The sequence below is a fragment of the Citrobacter europaeus genome, assembly GCA_020099315.1.
In the GTDB taxonomy this organism is placed as follows: domain Bacteria; phylum Pseudomonadota; class Gammaproteobacteria; order Enterobacterales; family Enterobacteriaceae; genus Citrobacter; species Citrobacter europaeus.
Genome location: CP083650.1, coordinates 815,621 through 834,037, shown reverse-complemented (window position 1 = coordinate 834,037; position 18,417 = coordinate 815,621). Strand labels below are relative to the sequence as shown.

The following is an 18,417-nucleotide window of genomic DNA, read 5'->3' as shown; positions in this document are numbered from 1 at the left end:
CGCTTTAGCGCTCTGTCGCGAGGTGGCGTATATTACGCTTTCCTCTTTCAGAGTCAACCCTGAATCTCAGAATTTTTCTCTTCAATCAACCGGCTGTTTGTGTGAAGTGATTCACATCTGCCGTGTCGATGGAGGCGCATTATAGGGAGTCGACTCAGGAAGACAAGCGGAAAAATGCATTTTTGCTTCAACCGCTCACCTTTTATCCATTACGCTTACTTTTGCTGCTTTTTTATTGCCATTGGCAAGTCTGCCAGACTGTTTATGACCAAATCTGCCGCATTTTCTGCTTCCGGGGTAACAGGTTTACCCGTGCGCACCAGTACCCTGGTGCCAACATTCGCAGCCGCCGCCGCCTGCATATCTTCTATTTTGTCGCCTACCATATAAGAAGCGGCCATATCGATGTGCAGGAAGTCTCGGGCGGAGATCAACATTCCAGGATGCGGTTTACGGCAGTCGCAGACCTGACGATATTCTTCTACAGTTCCTTGCGGATGATGTGGGCAATAGTAGATACCATCCAGATCAACGTCGCGATCCGCCAGCGACCAGTCCATCCATTCGGTCAACGTTTCAAACTGTGCCTCAGTAAATTTACCGCGAGCGATACCAGACTGGTTGGTCACGACGATCAGTGCGTAACCCATGCTTTTAAGTTCACGCATGGCATCAATAACGCCGTCGATAAACTCGAACTCGTCAATCTCATGTACGTAACCATGGTCCACATTAATGGTGCCGTCACGGTCGAGAAAAATTGCGGGTACAGATTTTGCCACCTTTTATAGCTCCTGAATAAGGCATGTGGCTCTAGTATCGCATGTTTCGGCGGGCAAGAAAGTGCTCATCGTGCAAAGCTAGATTGATTTAGACGTCTGGATGCCTTAACATCCATCTTGTTGACGGCTTCGACCGTACCAGACAGACGAAAATGCCACGGCTAACTTAATTACGATAATAAATAACCAATGATTAAACTTTCGAATATCACCAAAGTGTTCCTGCAGGGGACTCGCACCATTCAGGCGCTTAATAACGTCAGCCTGCACGTTCCTGCCGGGCAGATTTATGGCGTCATTGGCGCCTCGGGTGCCGGTAAAAGTACGCTCATCCGCTGCGTTAACTTACTTGAACGCCCTACCGAAGGCAGCGTTCAGGTTGGCGGTCAGGAGCTGACGACGCTTTCTGAGTCAGAACTGACTAAAGCTCGCCGTCAAATCGGCATGATTTTCCAGCACTTTAACCTGCTATCTTCCCGTACCGTGTTTGGCAACGTCGCGCTGCCGCTGGAACTGGATAACACGCCAAAGGAAGAGATCAAACGCCGTGTAACAGAGTTGCTTGATTTAGTCGGTCTTGGCGACAAGCACGATAGCTATCCGGCCAACCTTTCCGGTGGACAAAAACAACGTGTGGCGATCGCCCGTGCGTTGGCAAGTAATCCCAAGGTGCTGCTGTGCGATGAAGCCACCAGCGCACTCGATCCGGCAACAACCCGTTCGATTCTGGAATTATTGAAAGACATTAACCGTCGCCTGGGACTCACCATTCTGCTGATTACCCACGAGATGGACGTTGTAAAACGTATTTGTGACTGCGTGGCGGTCATCAGTAATGGTGAACTGATTGAGCAGGACACCGTCAGTGAAGTGTTCTCACACCCGAAAACGCCGCTGGCACAGAAATTTATCCAGTCCACGCTGCACCTGGATATTCCGGAAGATTATCTGGAACGTTTAAAAGCGGAGCCGGAAGCCGACAGCGTGCCGATGCTGCGTATGGAATTCACCGGTCATTCGGTCGATGCACCATTACTCTCTGAGACGGCCCGTCGCTTTAATGTGAATAACAACATTATTAGTGCGCAGATGGATTATGCCGGCGGCGTGAAGTTCGGCATCATGCTGACTGAAATGCACGGCACACAAGAAGATACACAAGCGGCCATTAACTGGTTGCAGGAACACCATGTAAAAGTAGAGGTACTGGGTTATGTCTGAGCCGATGATGTGGCTGCTGGTTCGCGGCGTATGGGAAACGCTGGCAATGACCTTTGTGTCCGGTTTTTTTGGTTTTGTGATTGGCCTGCCAGTTGGCGTGTTGCTGTACGTAACCCGCCCTGGGCAAATCATTGAGAACGCGAAGCTCTATCGTACGCTCTCTGCGCTAGTGAACATTTTCCGTTCCATCCCATTTATCATCTTGCTGGTGTGGATGATTCCGTTCACCCGCATGATCGTGGGTACCTCTATCGGGCTGCAGGCCGCTATCGTCCCGCTGACCGTTGGCGCCGCGCCTTTTATCGCCCGTATGGTGGAAAACGCACTGCTCGAAATCCCGACCGGGCTGATTGAAGCCTCGCGTGCAATGGGCGCTACTCCGCTGCAGATTGTGCGTAAGGTATTACTGCCAGAAGCACTGCCAGGACTGGTAAATGCGGCCACCATCACCCTCATTACGCTGGTTGGTTACTCGGCGATGGGCGGTGCCGTCGGTGCAGGTGGTCTTGGACAGATTGGTTATCAGTACGGCTATATTGGTTACAACGCTACCGTAATGAATACAGTACTGGTATTGCTCGTCGTTCTGGTTTATTTAATTCAGTTATCCGGCGATCGTATCGTTCGGGCTGTCACGCACAAATAACGTTGCACACAACACTAAAAACTCATTAAGAAAAGGAAATAAGCATGGCGTTCAAATTCAAAACCTTTGCGGCAGTTGGAGCCCTGATCGGTTCTCTGGCACTTGTGGGTTGCGGTCAGGATGAAAAAGATCCTAACCACATCAAAGTGGGCGTTATTGTTGGCGCAGAGCAGCAGGTTGCAGAAGTCGCGCAGAAAGTGGCTAAAGAAAAATACGGTCTGGACGTTGAGCTGGTCACGTTTAACGATTACGTTCTGCCTAACGAAGCGCTGAGCAAAGGCGATATCGATGCTAACGCCTTCCAGCACAAACCGTACCTGGATCAGCAGATCAAAGATCGCGGTTACAAACTGGTTGCCGCAGGTAATACTTTTGTTTACCCGATTGCGGGTTACTCCAAAAAAATCAAATCATTGGATGAGCTGCAGGAAGGTTCTCAGGTCGCGATTCCAAACGACCCGACTAACCTTGGCCGTTCCTTGCTGCTGCTGCAAAAAGTGGGCTTAATCAAACTGAAAGACGGTGTTGGCCTGCTGCCGACCGCACTGGACGTGATTGAAAACCCGAAAAACCTGAAGCTGGTTGAACTGGAAGCGCCGCAGCTGCCGCGTTCTCTGGACGATGCGCAAATCGCCCTGGCGGTCATCAACACCACCTACGCCAGCCAGATCGGCCTGACCCCGGCAAAAGACGGTATCTTTGTTGAAGATAAAGATTCTCCGTACGTAAACCTGATCGTGACTCGTGAAGACAATAAAGATGCTGAGAACGTGAAGAAATTCGTTCAGGCATACCAGTCTGATGAAGTGTACGAAGCAGCAAACAAAGTCTTCAACGGCGGTGCTGTTAAGGGCTGGTAATTTTAGGCTGTTTACAGAATCTGTAATATCATCAGGACGGGCGCTTGCCCGTCTTGTCATTTATGCAAGCACCTGATTCAATATCTGACGTTTAGATCATTCATTGAGGAAATATTATGCGTGCTTTACCGATCTGTTTAGTAGCACTCATGCTGAGCGGCTGTTCTATGTTAAGCAGATCCCCTGTTGAACCCGTTCAAAGCACCGCTACCCCGCCTAAAGCGGAGCCGGAAAAACCAAAAGCACCGCGCGCGACGCCGGTAAGAATCATTACTAACGCTGAAGATTTAGTGGGTAAACCGTTCCGCGATCTCGGCGAAGTTAGCGGCGAATCCTGCCAGGCATCCAACCAGGATTCCCCTCCGAGCATTCCAACCGCACGCAAACGCATGCAGATTAACGCCTCTAAAATGAAAGCGAATGCGGTATTGCTGCACAGTTGCGAAGTGACCAGCGGAACGCCGGGTTGCTATCGCCAGGCGGTTTGCATCGGTTCTGCACTGAACATTTCGGCGAAATGAGCCATTTTCAGTTCGAGCAAATAGGCGTTATCCGCTCACCCTATAAAGAAAAGTTCGCCGTGCCACGCCAGCCAGGTCTGGTGAAAAGCGCCAGCGGTGAACTGCATTTGCTCGCACCTTATAACCAGGCCGATGCCGTTCGCGGCCTGGAAGCCTTCAGCCATTTGTGGGTGATTTTTGTTTTTCACCAGACGATGGAAGGTGGATGGCGTCCAACCGTGCGCCCTCCCCGTCTGGGCGGCAACGCCAGAATGGGTGTTTTCGCCACGCGTTCAACGTTTCGCCCTAACCCTGTTGGCATGTCATTGGTTGAGCTGCGGGGCATCCGCTGCCATAAAGAGCACGTCATCCTCGAGCTTGGCGGGCTGGATCTTGTTGATGGCACGCCAGTAGTGGATATCAAACCGTATCTGCCGTTTGCCGAATCGCTGCCTGATGCTCGCGCCAGCTATGCTCAGGACGCGCCGCAGGCCAGTGTAGATGTGACGTTCAGTAAAGAGCTCACTGAGCAGCTATTAAAGCTCGAACAACGTTACCCGCATCTTCGTCAGTTTATTGCCGAAGTGCTGGCGCAGGATCCACGCCCTGCCTACCGCAAAAACGAGGAAGAAGGCAAAACCTACGCCGTCTGGCTGCTGGACTTTAACGTTCGCTGGCGCGTCACGCCGTCAGGATTTGAGGTCTTTGCGCTGGAAGCCCGCTAATTTGCGTCGCCTACTCTTTTGACATCCCTTTCTCGCTGGTAAACTAAACCACTTTTGTTTTGTGCCAGGCTCATTTTGAGCCTGTTCGATCGTTCAACTGGAACCGTAACAACATGCGTACTAGCCAATATTTGCTCTCCACTCTGAAGGAGACACCTGCCGACGCCGAGGTCATCAGCCACCAGCTGATGTTGCGCGCCGGGATGATCCGCAAGCTGGCCTCCGGGTTATATACCTGGCTGCCGACCGGCGTGCGCGTCCTGAAAAAAGTCGAAAACATCGTGCGTGAAGAGATGAATAACGCCGGTGCGATCGAGGTGTTGATGCCGGTCGTTCAGCCTTCTGAACTGTGGGAAGAGAGCGGCCGTTGGGAACAATATGGTCCGGAACTGCTGCGTATTGCTGACCGTGGCGATCGTCCGTTCGTACTCGGCCCAACGCATGAAGAAGTGATCACCGACCTGATCCGTAACGAGCTGAGCTCCTACAAACAGCTGCCGCTGAACTTCTATCAGATCCAGACCAAATTCCGTGACGAAGTCCGTCCGCGCTTCGGCGTGATGCGTTCCCGCGAATTCCTGATGAAAGATGCCTACTCTTTCCACACCTCTCAGGAATCCCTGCAGGAAACCTACGACGCGATGTACGCCGCGTACAGCAAAATCTTCAGCCGTATGGGTCTTGATTTCCGTGCGGTACAAGCGGATACCGGTTCTATCGGCGGCAGCGCCTCTCACGAATTCCAGGTGCTGGCGCAGAGCGGTGAAGACGATGTGATCTTCTCCGACTCCTCCGACTATGCAGCAAACATCGAATTCGCCGAAGCCGTGGCGCCGAAAGAGCCGCGTGCGGCAGCAACCCAGGAAATGACGCTGGTCGATACGCCGAACGCTAAAACCATCGCCGAGTTGGTTGAGCAGTTCAACCTGCCTATCGAAAAAACCGTGAAAACCCTGCTGGTGAAAGCGGTTGAAGGCAGCAGCTACCCGCTGGTTGCGTTGCTGGTTCGTGGCGATCACGAGCTGAACGAAGTCAAAGCGGAAAAACTGCCGCAGGTTGCCAGCCCGCTGACCTTCGCCACCGAAGAAGAAATTCGTGCGCTGGTAAAAGCAGGTCCAGGATCGCTGGGGCCAGTGAACATGCCGATTCCTGTGGTTATCGACCGTACCGTTGCGGTAATGAGTGATTTTGCCGCCGGTGCCAACATCGACGGTAAACACTATTTCGGTATCAACTGGGATCGCGACGTGGCTACGCCAGAAGTTGCTGATATTCGTAACGTCGTCGCCGGCGACCCAAGCCCGGATGGCAAAGGTACGCTGATGATCAAACGCGGTATCGAAGTGGGCCACATCTTCCAGCTGGGGACCAAGTACTCTGAAGCGATGAAAGCCGCCGTTCAGGGCGAAGATGGTCGTAACCAAACGCTGACCATGGGCTGCTACGGTATCGGGGTTACTCGCGTGGTGGCTGCCGCTATTGAGCAAAACTTTGACGATCGCGGCATTGTATGGCCAGACGCTATCGCCCCGTTCCAGGTGGCGATTCTGCCAATGAACATGCACAAGTCCTACCGTGTGCAGGAGCTGGCTGAGAAGCTGTATGCTGAGCTGCGCGCGCAGGGTATTGAAGTACTGATGGACGATCGTAAAGAGCGTCCGGGCGTGATGTTTGCCGATATGGAACTGATCGGTATTCCACACACTATCGTGCTGGGCGACCGTAACCTCGACAACGACGATATCGAATACAAATACCGTCGTAACGGCGAGAAAGAGCTGATTAAAACCGGCGACATCGTCGACTTCCTGGTCAAAGCCATTAAAGGCTAATACCGACAAAAGGCCCTGATTATCAGGGCCTTTTTTACATGGATTGTATAAAATGGCTAAACCAGCGGCGTATTATCGCCTGCTCTTCCCCTTCTTTTTTCTGCTTTCAGCCTGCACGCTTGACGTCAGTCAACAGAATTCATCTGCAACCGCCGTCGATGCCCAGGCAAAAAAATGGGCGATAAAATTCCAGCGACAAAGCTCCTTTACTGCTAAGGCATTGCATGAGATTACAGATACCGAACTCAAGCCTGGCGATCTGTTATTTTCTTCTAGCCTTGGGGTTACCTCATTCAGTATCCGCGCGTTCAGTACTTCTTCTGTCAGCCATGTTGCCGTTTACCTGGGTAATAATGAAGTTGCAGAAGCAACCGGGGCGGGTGTGCAAATCATTTCTCTTGAGCAGGTGGAAAAGCACAGCGATAAGCTTTTTGCCCTGAGGGTCCCCGACCTCACTCCACTGCAGGCCGAAGAAATCAAAATATTTGCCTATAAAATCAAGGACAGCGGCTATAACTATCGCGGCATCGCAGAATTTATTCCGTTTATGATGACCAGGCAAATATGTTCGTTAAATCCTTTCTCAGAGGATTTTCGCCAGCAGTGCGTCAGTGGACTGGCGAAAGCACAACTGAGCAATGCCAGCGAGGGAGAAAAGAAGGCGTGGTTTTGCTCCGAATTCGTGACTGATGCGTTTGCCAAAGCCGGGCACCCGCTAACGATGGCGCAGTCGGGTTGGATTAGCCCTTCCGACCTGATGCATATGCGCGAAGGCGACATTTCCGCGTTTAAGTCTGAAACGAAGCTGCAGTATGTCGGCCATCTGAAGTTAGGTATTTATATCAAAACGAGTCGTTTTGTTGGATTGATCCGATAAAACCTTATCAGCCGAAAACAGGAAAACTGTCCGGGAAATCACCGGACAGTTTTTATAAGCGACAAATTAATTTTCGCAACTCTGCCCAGGGATAAACTTAATTTCTTTATCCGCTATTAACGTTTTCACGGGCGCGCCCGTATCCGGATTTGCTTCCATCGTGAAGTGCCCTTCCACCGTGAGCAGCACCGCCTTATCCGTTGCGCCACGCGCAACCAGATAATCTCGCTCCAGTTGTGCATTGTTCGCGACAGAAACACGCTTACCCGTTGTGCAGTCGGTAAAGATTGCGGCATCCGCCATATAGAAATACATCCCCCGCATCGGCATTGGCGTCACCGGTAAGCTGGCGGAAACCGGCTGGAGCGTGTAGTTGAACTGTGACTCAATCGGGTTACCTTCACGATCGAGCATCTCCAGCGCTTCACCTTTTGCCCGGTAGTACGACTTTTCACCTTTACTGTCAGTCAGCACCAGTTTGTCGGCAGTGCGCGCCCATGTACCATAAGAGGCAAAAGAGGACGGTTCATCCCGCACGCCCTGATAGCGTTCGTTCATCACCCATGTGCCGTCTTTTTCCAGGAACAGAGAAGTTTCAATTCCTTCGCAGTCCGCGCAAGGCAAAATGCCACGCCAGCTTTGCTGCATCGGTTTTAATTCTGCCGCCCGCGTCGGCTGTAGTACTTCGACTTCAGTACGGTTGTTACAGCCGATCAAGGAAAAAAGCGTACATGCAGCGACTACGGACAATATTGCTGTTTTCACTATGAATTCCTTATAAATTTTTATTCCTGCTCGTCAGTCTTGTGTTCGACGAACTCTCCCGCGCAGTGCTTTCACTGTGGACTTTTGCGCCTTCGATGACAACCTGCGCTCTTTCGAGGCGCGCGTAGGGCGAGTTGCCTGTCGGCTTTTTTGCACTGCGGTTAATTCTTTTATTACCGCGACCAGTCGGGCGATTGCCGCTTCCCGATTAAGCTCCTGGCTACGGTATTCCTGTGCCTTAATGATAATCACGCCATCACCGCTAATCAGATGATGGCTGGCGGCAAGCAGTCGTTCCTTATAATACTCTGGCAGGCCAGAGGCCCGAATGTCAAAGCGCAAATGGATAGCCGTCGAGGTCTTGTTAACGTGCTGACCGCCCGCGCCCTGCGCCCGAATCGCCGTGATTTCCAGCTCATTGTCAGGGATAGAGACGTTTCGGGAGATAACAATCATGAACGCGGCTGCCACGCGGTCAGATGAATTTCCAGATTGTTCTGAGAGTCAGACAACCAGATAGCGCCGTCCTGGATAGTCGCCTGCAGCGCCATTGTACGACCAGCAAAATCACTCAGTTGCGCCAGTTGTTCATCATCCAGATACCACACGGTCAGATTTTTAAACTGCGCGCACTTGTTCTGGTTTTGCTGCCACCAGATCTGGGCCGCACGGCTGTTGTAAGCAAACAGGGCAACCTCACCAGACTGGGTACAGGCTTTTTTAATACGGCGCTCATCCGGCAAACCCAGCTCAATCCAGAGATCAATGCCCAGATGGTCGTTACGCAGCCATGCTTCAGGCTCGTCTTCCGCGCTCAGGCCACGCGTGAACTGCAGCCGTTCATCGGCATATTTAATCCATGCCAGCAGGCGCAGCATCATGCGCTCCTGGGTTTCAGAGGGGTGACGCGCCAGCGTCAAGGCCGCGTCAAGGAACTGGTTGCGGTCGAGATCCGCTACGTTGACAACGGCTTTATAAATTGTCGCTTTAAGCGCCATGAGAGAACTCCTTTCGAATCAGGCGCACATTGTAGCGAAAACTGCGGCAAAAGGCTGCTAACTGCTCCTCTATCAAGGCGCTGATATTGCTTGAATGAGTATGGTATAGTCACCTTGCTAAACAGAGTTTATCTTCGTAGGCTTAGACTTGCATCCACGGTTAAGTCAGAATGCTGACAGGAGGGCATGTGGAAAAATATTGTGAGTTAATACGCAAGCGGTACGCGGAAATCGCCAGCGGAGACTTAGGGTATATCCCGGATGCGCTGGGTTGCGTATTGAAGGTGCTTAATGAAGTGGCGGCAGACAGCGCCCTTCCAGAGTCGGTCAGGGAAAAAGCGGCGTATGCTGCCGCGAACTTACTGGTGAGCGATTATGTCAATGAATGAAACGTATCAACCCATCAACTGCGATGATTACGACAATCTTGAACTCGCCTGCCAGCACCATTTGTTACTGACGCTGGCGCTAAAAGATGGCGAAGTTTTGCAGGCGAAGGCGAATGACCTGGTTTCGCGTAAAAACGTGGAATATCTGGTCGCCGATGTCGCGGGTGAAACCCGGGAGCTTCGTCTCGACAAAATTGCCAGCTTCAGCCACCCGCAAATCGGTACCGTGGTGGTCAGCGAATCTTAACTTTCTTGTACCTTATCAGGCCTAAATGACCAGGCCTGATAAGCGCAGCGCCATCAGGCATGCCAAACCAGACTCACACCAGCCCCATCTTCCGCTATACCCTCACGCGTCACAAAGACACCCGAAGCCGCTATCAGCGTTTCGCCATAAAACAACAGCGGCGTGGTATCTCGACGCCAGGGTGGGATCCCCTGCTCCTGCCAGATTTTCTTTAATTTACGCCCACCGTTACGCCCGACAATATGCAATACGCCTGGCGCTTTAAAACGAATGCTGACGGCTTCATCCGCTTGTGGCATACGCAATTCACCAGCAGAGATGAGCTGCACAGAGCCTAACCCAACTGGCAGCGTCAACGGCGTTTCCCAGCATGGCCACGGGATGACGGTTTCACTTTGCCCATCGACCGGTTTGACCCACCATAGCTGTGACTGATAGCGACGGACCTCGTATTCTCCAAGTCGAAAACAGGGAGAAGCATCTTCCCGCGCCAGCGCCACTTCCTGCCAGATACGTTCCAGTCCATCACGGGAAGGCATCGGTGCATTTAACCCCGCCAGCCAGCGACGAAGCAGAGCGGCACGCCGTACGCCGCTCATTGTCATTAACGGCGTCAGTAACAGTGTGCCCTGGACAGTCACACATTGCGCTAAATCGTTGGCCAGCAGTTCATCCAGTAAACTTTCCTGCTCGGCGCACAGCGCGGCGCTGCGGGCAACGGCTTGCGCGAAGTGCGGCCAGCGCTGTTGCAGTTGCGGGATAACGCGCAGACGCAGGAAATTGCGATCGTAGGCATCATCCTGATTACTTTCATCTTCGATCCAGCATAATTCATGCTGCCGCGCCCATGTTTCAAGCGCCTCTCGCGTTTGCGCCAGCAACGGTCGAATCAGTTGGGTTCCGGCGAACGGTGAGTTTTCGCCCATGGCAGAAAGTCCGGCAGGACCGCTGCCGCGCTTAAGCGCCAGCAGAAAGGTTTCACACTGGTCATCGAGATGCTGGGCGGTCATCAGCACCTCGCCCGGTAGTAAGGTCTGCGCAAATGCCTGATAGCGCGCGCGTCGCGCCTGAGCTTCGATGCCCAGACCATCATCCTCAAGATGGACTCGTTCAACCACCAGCGGCACCTGCCACTGCGCACATACCGACTCACAGTGCTGCACCCAACTGTCTGCCTGCGGGCTTAATCCGTGATGAATATGGATTGCGCGTAAAGCGAGCTCAGGATTTTGCGCTCGCCACAGCACCAGTTGATGCAGCAGTACGGTAGAGTCCAGCCCGCCGCTAAAGGCGACCAGAATCGATTGAGAATTCAGCAGTGAAGTGTTCAGCGTGAGTGTCGTCATGATGGTTACTTACAAGGGCATTGCCCGGCACGTTACCGGGCTAACGCCACAATGACAAGCCTTACAGCTCGTACAGTTCGAGCGGTAATCCGTCAGGATCGTTAAAAAACGTAAAGCGTTTGCCGGTAAACGGATCGATACGCACGGATTCGCACTTCACGTGGTGAGCTTCCAGATGCGCAATCGCTTTTTCCACGTCGTCCACGCTGAACGCCAGATGGCGTAAACCGCAGGCTTCCGGTCGACTCGGGCGGCAAGGTGGAAACGGAAAAGAAAAAAGCTCAATCACATAATGACCGTTCAATGCCAGATCGCCTTTCCACGAGTCACGTTCTTCCCGGTAGGCTTCGCTGATTAGCGTAAAGCCCAGCACATCGCAGTAAAATGCCTTACTCGCCGCGTAGTCCGTCGCAATGATAGCAATATGGTGAACCTGTTTTAATCCCAGCATAGGGTCATCGCCTCTTTCGTTTTTCTGTCAGCACGTTACTCGTACGTAATAGGTTCACGCAAGCCGTTCGGCCGATTTTAGGACTCTCACGCGATACACGCCGTCCTCACCCAGTTTAGCGCCATGAATATCGGTTTCAAATCCAGGATAATGCTGGCCCACTGAACACAACATCAGCAGAAAATCGAGTACAGCGCGGCTATTGGCAGTGATCATTTCCCCAGGCATCAGGAGCGGCACGCCGGGAGGATAAGGCAGGATCATATTAGCGGAAATGCGCCCCACCAGTTGATCAAGCGCGACGGTTTCAACCTCACCTTTGATCTGCCGCTGCCAGGCCTGGTGCGGCGTCATTTTCATCTCCGGCAAGGTATCAAATGCCCGCAGCATCAGCCCGGAGAGATCGTGTTGACGGATGAGCTTATGGATCCCCTGCGCCAGATCCTGAATACGCATATTGCGATAGAAATCGGGATCCTCGGCATACAGATCCGGCAGCATATTTTTCACGCGTAAATTCAGATCGTACGAGCGCTTAAATTCCGTCAGGCCGCGCAACAGCCCCATCGCCCGGGTTTTATCAATGCCGATACTGAACAGGAATAACAGATTATACGGTCCTGTTTTCTCGACAACGACGCCGCGTTCATCAAGGAATTTCGCCACCAGCGCGGCAGGAATCCCCTCTTCACTCATATTTCCCTGTTCATCCATCCCCGGCGTCAGAATCGTGACTTTCACCGGGTCGAGGAACATGTGGTCGGCATCAGCATCGACAAATCCGTGCCAGTCTTCACCAGGCGCTACTGGCCAGCACTCCGCTTCATCTACCTTTTCCGGCTGCCAGATATCAAAGAACCAGCCATCTGATTCTTCGCGTAGCCGCTGCACTTCTTTGCGAAAATGCAGTGCTCGTTCCACCGAACGATTGATTAACCGCTTGCCTGAATTACCACGCAGCATTGCCGCCGCCGTTTCTATCGACGCCACTATCGGGTAGCTCGGAGACGTGGAGGTATGCATCATAAAGGCTTCGTTGAACGTGTCTTCGTCGTAATCGCCCTTAATGTGGATCAGAGAAGCTTGTGACAACGCCGCCAACATCTTGTGGGTGGACTGGGTCTCAAAAATCACCTTTCCCGGTACCCGTTCACCGCTCATCCCGCTTTTCCCCTGATAGATCGGATGAAAATGGGTATACGGCACCCAGGCAGAATCAAAATGGATGGAGGGCACATCCAGGGTTTGCTTGATCCAGTTGGTGTTATACAGCAGGCCGTCATAGGTGGAGTTGGTGATCACCGCATGTACCGGCCATTGCGCCTGAGGGGTCTCTTCTACCTTGCGTTCAATACTTACGCGGGTAAATTCCCGGCGGGGTATACCGCCCAGGATCCCCAGCGCGTTACGCGTAGGTTTCAGCCAGATGGGCACGACATCGTTCATCATCAGCAAATGCGCCAGCGACTTATGGCAGTTGCGGTCGATCAGCAGCGTACTGCCTGCAGGCGCGGCGTACATGCCAACAATCTTGTTCGACGTCGAGGTGCCGTTGGTCACCATATAGCTCTGCTCGGCGCCAAAAGTGCGTGCAATATACTCCTCCGCTTCCAGATGCGGCCCGGTATGATCCAGCAACGAGCCCAGCTCGGTCACAGAAATTGACACGTCGGCTTTCAGCGTATTGCCGCCAAAGAAATCATAGAACAGGCAGCCGACCGGGCTTTTCTGATACGCCGTTCCCGCCATGTGTCCTGGCGTGCAGAAGGTATACTTTCCTTCCTTCACATAGGTAAACAGCGCTTTGGTGAAAGGAGGCGTGATGTTATCGAGGTATTCGCTGGTGTACTGGCGAATGCGGGTGGCAATGTCCTCAGACTGGCCCAGCGCATACTCAAAAAACCACAGCGCCATGCGCAGGTCGTGCGCGCTGACATCCATCGTCGAATGGGTATTAATAAAGGCGTAGAGTGGGAGATACTCGTTGAGCTGGTTGATATCACTGCACAGCTCCAGGCTGTATTCATCCCAGTCAAAAATGACGCCGCAAATTCGCGGGTTGTGTTCGATAAACTTCAGCAGGTCGACGCTGTTCTGCGGCCAGATAATCTGAAACCCCTGCTGTTGCAGCGCACGCTCAAGTTCCTTGATGGGCTCATCTTTATAAAAGACGCCATGCGGTCCCATGATGGCAATGATATTCATGCGTTCCTCCTGGAAAAACCTTAGTTAATCATAGCCTGGCCAAACCACAGGTAAAAAAAAGGGCCACAGCATAGTGGCCCTTTTCAGAATTAATGCAGTTTACGCGTAACCGTAGCTCATCAGACGCTGGTAACGACGGTTTTTCAAATCTTCTTTGCCTAACACGTCGAGGTCGGCGAGATCGGCCAGCAGCTGTGCCTTCAGGGACGCAGCCATGACTTCCGGGTTGCGGTGCGCGCCGCCCAGCGGTTCCGGGATGATAGAGTCGATAAGCTTCAGCTCTTTCAGACGCGGCGCGATAATCCCCATCGCTTCTGCGGCCAGCGGCGCTTTGTCGGCGCTTTTCCACAGAATGGAGGCGCAACCTTCCGGGGAGATAACGGAATAGGTGCTGTATTGCAGCATGTTCACTTTATCGCCTACGCCGATCGCCAGCGCGCCGCCGGAACCACCTTCACCGATGACGGTGCAGATTACCGGTACGCTCAGACGCGACATTTCACGCAGGTTGCGTGCGATCGCTTCAGACTGACCACGCTCTTCCGCGCCCACGCCCGGGTAAGCCCCTGGGGTATCGATGAAGGTAATGATCGGCATATTGAAACGCTCGGCCATTTCCATCAGACGCAGCGCTTTGCGATAGCCTTCCGGCGCTGGCATGCCGAAATTGCGACGGATTTTTTCTTTGGTCTCACGGCCTTTCTGATGACCAATAATCATCACCGGACGGCCATCCAGACGCGCGATGCCGCCGACAATAGCTTTATCATCCGCATAGGCACGATCGCCCGCCAGCTCATCAAATTCATCAAATGCCAGGCGGACATAATCCAGGGTGTACGGACGCTGTGGATGGCGCGCCAGCTGGGCTACCTGCCATGCGCCGAGATCGGCGAAGATTTTACGCGTCAGTTCTACGCTTTTTTCACGCAGACGATGCACTTCTTCATCGATGTTAATATCCAGTTTCTCATCCTGACGGCTAACCGCAGTCAGAGAATCGATTTTTGCTTCCAGCTCTGCAATCGGCTGTTCAAAATCAAGGAAATTCAGACTCATAGTATTCCTGTATTAGTCAAACTCCAGTTCCACCTGCTCCGAACCAATAAGGCCACGGAGATCGTTTAGCAAACGATCGCTCGGAGAGACACGCCACGTTGCGCCAAAACGCAATCGCGCACGTGCATCCGCCCTCTGATAGTAGAGATGTACTGGAATTGTCCCCGAGCGGTGGGGTTCCAGAGACTGACGGAGTCGGTTTAAAAGCTGGTCATCAATTTGCCTGTCCGTCAGCGAGATAGCAAGCCCGCGAGCATATTTTTCCCGGGCTTCGTCAATATCCATGACTTCACGGGCCATCATTTTAAGCCCGCCGCTGAAGTCATCAAAGCTGACCTGTCCGCTGACGATAAGTATGCGGTCTTTTTCCAGCAATTGCTGGTATTTATCCAGGGCATCGGTAAACAACATAACTTCCAGACGCCCGGAACGGTCATCCAGGGTACAGATGCCGATACGATTGCCGCGCTTGGTGACCATTACCCGCGCAGCAATGACGAGCCCCGCAGCCGTGGTGACTTTACCACGTTCTGTCGGATGCATGTCTTTCAGCCTGTGGCCTCCAACATAGCGCTCAATTTCTTTTAGATACTGATTGATGGGGTGTCCCGTCAGGTAAAGCCCTAACGTTTCACGTTCCCCTTCTAATACCACCTGCTCCGGCCATGGAGTACAGTTGGCATAAGACTGTTCAATTTGTTCCGGCTCTTCCGCCAGCACGCCAAACATATCAGCCTGACCAATAGCCTCGGCTTTCGCATGCTGATCGGCGGCTTTGAGCGCATCGTTGAGCGAATTCATCAACGCCGCGCGATGTGGTCCAAGGCGGTCGAACGCCCCGGACATGATTAACTTTTCCAGCACCCGACGGTTGAGTTTTTTGATATCCGTGCGGGCACAGAGATCAAACAGCTCGCGGAAATAACCGCCTTCGTTGCGCGCCTCAATAATAGCTTCAATTGGCCCTTCACCCACGCCTTTTATCGCGCCAATGCCGTAGACAATCTCACCATCATCATTCACGTGAAAATGATAAAGCCCGGAGTTGATATCCGGCGGCAGGATTTTGAGCCCCATACGCCAGCACTCATCCACCAGCCCGACCACTTTCTCGGTGTTATCCATATCGGCCGTCATTACTGCCGCCATAAACTCGGCTGGGTAATGCGCCTTCAGCCACAGCGTCTGGTAAGAGACCAACGCATAGGCAGCGGAGTGCGATTTGTTAAATCCGTAACCGGCGAATTTCTCCACCAGGTCAAAGATTTTCATCGCCAGTTCGCCGTCGACGCCGCGCTTTTTCGCTCCTTCTTCAAAGGTGCCGCGCTGCTTAGCCATCTCTTCCGGCTTTTTCTTACCCATCGCACGACGCAGCATGTCCGCGCCGCCAAGGGTATATCCGGACAGCTCCTGGGCAATCTGCATAACCTGTTCCTGATACAGGATAATGCCGTAGGTCGGCTCCAGCACCGGTTTCAGACACTCATGCTGCCATTGTACATCCGGGTAGGAAATCTCTTCGCGACCATGCTTACGGTCGATAAAGTTATCTACCATCCCCGACTGCAGCGGACCAGGACGGAACAGGGCCACCAGTGCGATCATATCTTCGAAGCAGTCAGGCTGCAGACGTTTGATAAGATCTTTCATGCCGCGGGATTCAAGCTGGAAGACCGCCGTGGTCTCCGAGCGTTGCAGCATGTCGAAGCTTTTCTTGTCATCCAGCGGGATCGCGGCGATATCCAGCGGCGGCTCGCCGTTCTTTTCACGGCGCGCGTTGATCATTTCCAATGCCCAGTTGATGATAGTGAGCGTACGCAGACCAAGGAAGTCGAACTTCACAAGGCCGGCATATTCCACGTCGTTCTTATCAAACTGAGTAACCGGGTGCAGCCCCTGTTCATCGCAGTACAGCGGCGCAAAATCGGTAATTTTGGTCGGCGCGATAACCACGCCACCGGCGTGCTTACCGGCGTTACGCGTGACGCCTTCCAGCTTACGCGCCATATCAATCAGCGCTTTAACCTCTTCATCTGCCTCATAAATTTCCGGCAGTTGGGGTTCGGCTTCAAAGGCTTTGGCCAGCGTCATGCCCGGATCGGGCGGCACCAGTTTCGAAATACGGTCAACGAAGCCGTACGGGTGACCGAGCACACGGCCCACGTCACGGATAACCGCCTTAGCCGCCATGGTACCGAAGGTAATAATCTGCGAAACCGCATCACGACCATACATTTCTGCCACGTGCTCGATGACCTGGTCGCGTTTCTCCATACAGAAGTCAACGTCGAAGTCGGGCATTGAGACACGTTCCGGGTTCAGGAAACGTTCGAACAGCAGGTCAAATTCCAGCGGATCCAGGTCGGTAATTTTCAGTGCATAGGCGACAAGCGAGCCGGCGCCGGAACCACGTCCCGGGCCTACCGGTACGCCGTTATCTTTCGACCACTGGATAAACTCCATAACGATCAGGAAGTAGCCTGGGAATCCCATCTGGTTGATAACTTTAAGTTCAATCTCCAGACGTTCGTCATAAGGTGGGCGCTTCTGCGCGCGAACTTCTGGGTCAGGGAACAAAAATTCCAGACGTTCTTCCAGACCTTCGCGTGATTTTGCCACGAGGAAATCCTCAGTGGTCATATCACCAGTCGGGAACTGCGGCAGGAAATACTCGCCCAGACGCACCGTCACATTACAACGTTTGGCTATCTCGACGGTGTTTTGCAGCGCTTCCGGAATATCCGAGAACAGCTCACACATCTCGTCTTCACTGCGCATATACTGCTGCGGTGAATAGTTACGCGGGCGTTTCGGGTCATCAAGGGTGAACCCGTCGTGGATTGCCACGCGGATTTCATGCGCGTCAAAATCACCGGTTTCAAGGAAGCGAACATCGTTGGTCGCCACCACCGGAAGACCACGCGTTTCAGCCAGTTCTACTGCGGCATGCAGATAATTCTCTTCATCTTGCCTGCCGGTGCGGATAAGTTCGAGGAAGTAGCAATTGGGAAAATGTTCTTCGTAAAACCCCACGCACTCATCAACCAGTGCGCTATTACCGCGCAGCAGGCTACGCCCGACGTCGCCCATGCGACCGCCGGAAAGCAAAATCAAACCTTCTTTAAGCTCGACCAGCCAGTCCCTGTCGATGACCGGCCCTTCTGCGCCATAACCACGCTGATAGGCTTTCGATATCAACAACGTCAGGTTCTGATAGCCGGTATTGTTTGCGGCCAGCACGGTGAGCTGTGTGAGTTCATCGCCCAACAGCTCGCTGCGGACATGAAAATCTGCGCCAACTATCGGCTTGATACCCGCACCGTGACCCGCTCCGTAAAACTTCACCAGACCACACAGGTTGGTAAAATCGGTGATCGCCAGCGCAGGCATGCCTAACGCGGCCGCCTTTTTCACCAGCGGCCCGGTTTTCGCCAGCCCATCGATCATGGAGTAGTCGCTGTGCACCCGCAGGTGGACGAAACGAGGTTCAGACATCTTCAGATTCCTTCGACAC

Annotated in this window: 18 protein-coding genes; 9 read left to right on the top strand and 9 right to left on the bottom strand. The window is 53.0% G+C overall.

Features of this window, described 5'->3' with window-relative positions:
• Positions 1 to 215: 215 nt before the first annotated feature.
• The gene (gene gmhB, locus LA337_03905; protein UBI16853.1) at positions 216 to 782 is read right to left on the bottom strand and encodes a D-glycero-beta-D-manno-heptose 1,7-bisphosphate 7-phosphatase; all 567 of its coding nucleotides are present in this window, start codon (positions 780 to 782) and stop codon (positions 216 to 218) included.
• Between the two features lie 189 nt (positions 783 to 971).
• On the opposite strand from gmhB, the gene metN reads away from it, so the two are divergent.
• From metN to LA337_03870, 7 genes are all read left to right on the top strand, one after another.
• Complete coding sequence (metN, locus tag LA337_03900) at positions 972 to 2,003, top strand: methionine ABC transporter ATP-binding protein MetN (GenBank protein ID UBI16852.1); 1,032 nt, start codon at positions 972 to 974, stop codon at positions 2,001 to 2,003.
• Complete coding sequence (locus LA337_03895) at positions 1,996 to 2,649, top strand: methionine ABC transporter permease MetI (protein UBI16851.1); 654 nt, start codon at positions 1,996 to 1,998, stop codon at positions 2,647 to 2,649. The genes metN and LA337_03895 overlap by 8 nt, the downstream gene beginning before the upstream one ends.
• 44 nt (positions 2,650 to 2,693) lie before the next feature.
• Positions 2,694 to 3,509, top strand: coding sequence for a methionine ABC transporter substrate-binding lipoprotein MetQ (gene metQ, locus LA337_03890; GenBank protein ID UBI16850.1), 816 nt, complete (start codon positions 2,694 to 2,696; stop codon positions 3,507 to 3,509).
• Between the two features lie 116 nt (positions 3,510 to 3,625).
• Positions 3,626 to 4,030, top strand: coding sequence for an Rcs stress response system protein RcsF (gene rcsF / locus LA337_03885; GenBank protein ID UBI16849.1), 405 nt, complete (start codon positions 3,626 to 3,628; stop codon positions 4,028 to 4,030).
• Positions 4,027 to 4,734 carry a tRNA (N6-threonylcarbamoyladenosine(37)-N6)-methyltransferase TrmO gene (tsaA, locus tag LA337_03880; protein UBI16848.1) on the top strand — a complete coding sequence of 236 codons (708 nt, stop codon included), beginning with the start codon at positions 4,027 to 4,029 and terminating at the stop codon, positions 4,732 to 4,734. Before rcsF ends, tsaA begins: the two co-directional genes overlap by 4 nt.
• Positions 4,735 to 4,847: 113 nt before the next feature.
• On the top strand, positions 4,848 to 6,566 hold the full coding sequence (gene proS, locus LA337_03875; protein ID UBI16847.1) for a proline--tRNA ligase: 1,719 nt from the start codon (positions 4,848 to 4,850) through the stop codon (positions 6,564 to 6,566).
• Between the two features lie 52 nt (positions 6,567 to 6,618).
• Positions 6,619 to 7,443, top strand: coding sequence for a YaeF family permuted papain-like enzyme (locus LA337_03870; protein UBI16846.1), 825 nt, complete (start codon positions 6,619 to 6,621; stop codon positions 7,441 to 7,443).
• A 66-nt stretch (positions 7,444 to 7,509) separates the two neighbouring features.
• Here the strand turns inward: LA337_03870 and nlpE are convergent, their stop codons facing one another.
• Genes nlpE through LA337_03855 form a run of 3 tightly spaced genes read right to left on the bottom strand, consistent with a single transcriptional unit; the run spans position 7,510 to position 9,206 of the window.
• Positions 7,510 to 8,211 carry an envelope stress response activation lipoprotein NlpE gene (gene nlpE / locus LA337_03865; GenBank protein UBI18397.1) on the bottom strand — a complete coding sequence of 234 codons (702 nt, stop codon included), beginning with the start codon at positions 8,209 to 8,211 and terminating at the stop codon, positions 7,510 to 7,512.
• Between the two features lie 30 nt (positions 8,212 to 8,241).
• The gene (arfB, locus tag LA337_03860) at positions 8,242 to 8,664 is read right to left on the bottom strand and encodes an aminoacyl-tRNA hydrolase (GenBank protein UBI16845.1); all 423 of its coding nucleotides are present in this window, start codon (positions 8,662 to 8,664) and stop codon (positions 8,242 to 8,244) included.
• The gene (locus LA337_03855; GenBank protein ID UBI16844.1) at positions 8,661 to 9,206 is read right to left on the bottom strand and encodes a YaeQ family protein; all 546 of its coding nucleotides are present in this window, start codon (positions 9,204 to 9,206) and stop codon (positions 8,661 to 8,663) included. The genes arfB and LA337_03855 overlap by 4 nt, the downstream gene beginning before the upstream one ends.
• Positions 9,207 to 9,394: 188 nt before the next feature.
• On the opposite strand from LA337_03855, the gene LA337_03850 reads away from it, so the two are divergent.
• Together LA337_03850 and rof are read left to right on the top strand one after the other, a co-directional pair.
• On the top strand, positions 9,395 to 9,595 hold the full coding sequence (locus tag LA337_03850) for a YaeP family protein (GenBank protein ID UBI16843.1): 201 nt from the start codon (positions 9,395 to 9,397) through the stop codon (positions 9,593 to 9,595).
• On the top strand, positions 9,582 to 9,842 hold the full coding sequence (gene rof, locus LA337_03845; protein UBI16842.1) for a Rho-binding antiterminator: 261 nt from the start codon (positions 9,582 to 9,584) through the stop codon (positions 9,840 to 9,842). Before LA337_03850 ends, rof begins: the two co-directional genes overlap by 14 nt.
• Before the next feature lie 53 nt (positions 9,843 to 9,895).
• Here rof and tilS read toward each other — a convergent pair whose 3' ends face one another.
• From tilS to dnaE, 5 genes are all read right to left on the bottom strand, one after another.
• Positions 9,896 to 11,188, bottom strand: a complete 1,293-nt coding sequence (gene tilS, locus LA337_03840) for a tRNA lysidine(34) synthetase TilS (GenBank protein UBI16841.1) — start codon at positions 11,186 to 11,188, stop codon at positions 9,896 to 9,898.
• Between the two features lie 61 nt (positions 11,189 to 11,249).
• Positions 11,250 to 11,639, bottom strand: a complete 390-nt coding sequence (locus tag LA337_03835; protein ID UBI16840.1) for a VOC family protein — start codon at positions 11,637 to 11,639, stop codon at positions 11,250 to 11,252.
• A gap of 54 nt (positions 11,640 to 11,693) precedes the next feature.
• On the bottom strand, positions 11,694 to 13,844 hold the full coding sequence (ldcC, locus tag LA337_03830; protein ID UBI16839.1) for a lysine decarboxylase LdcC: 2,151 nt from the start codon (positions 13,842 to 13,844) through the stop codon (positions 11,694 to 11,696).
• Positions 13,845 to 13,943: 99 nt separating this feature from the next.
• Positions 13,944 to 14,903, bottom strand: coding sequence for an acetyl-CoA carboxylase carboxyl transferase subunit alpha (gene accA, locus LA337_03825; GenBank protein UBI16838.1), 960 nt, complete (start codon positions 14,901 to 14,903; stop codon positions 13,944 to 13,946).
• A gap of 12 nt (positions 14,904 to 14,915) precedes the next feature.
• Positions 14,916 to 18,398 (bottom strand): DNA polymerase III subunit alpha, encoded by a 3,483-nt coding sequence (dnaE, locus tag LA337_03820; protein ID UBI16837.1) that lies wholly within the window; start codon positions 18,396 to 18,398, stop codon positions 14,916 to 14,918.
• Positions 18,399 to 18,417: the final 19 nt, after the last annotated feature.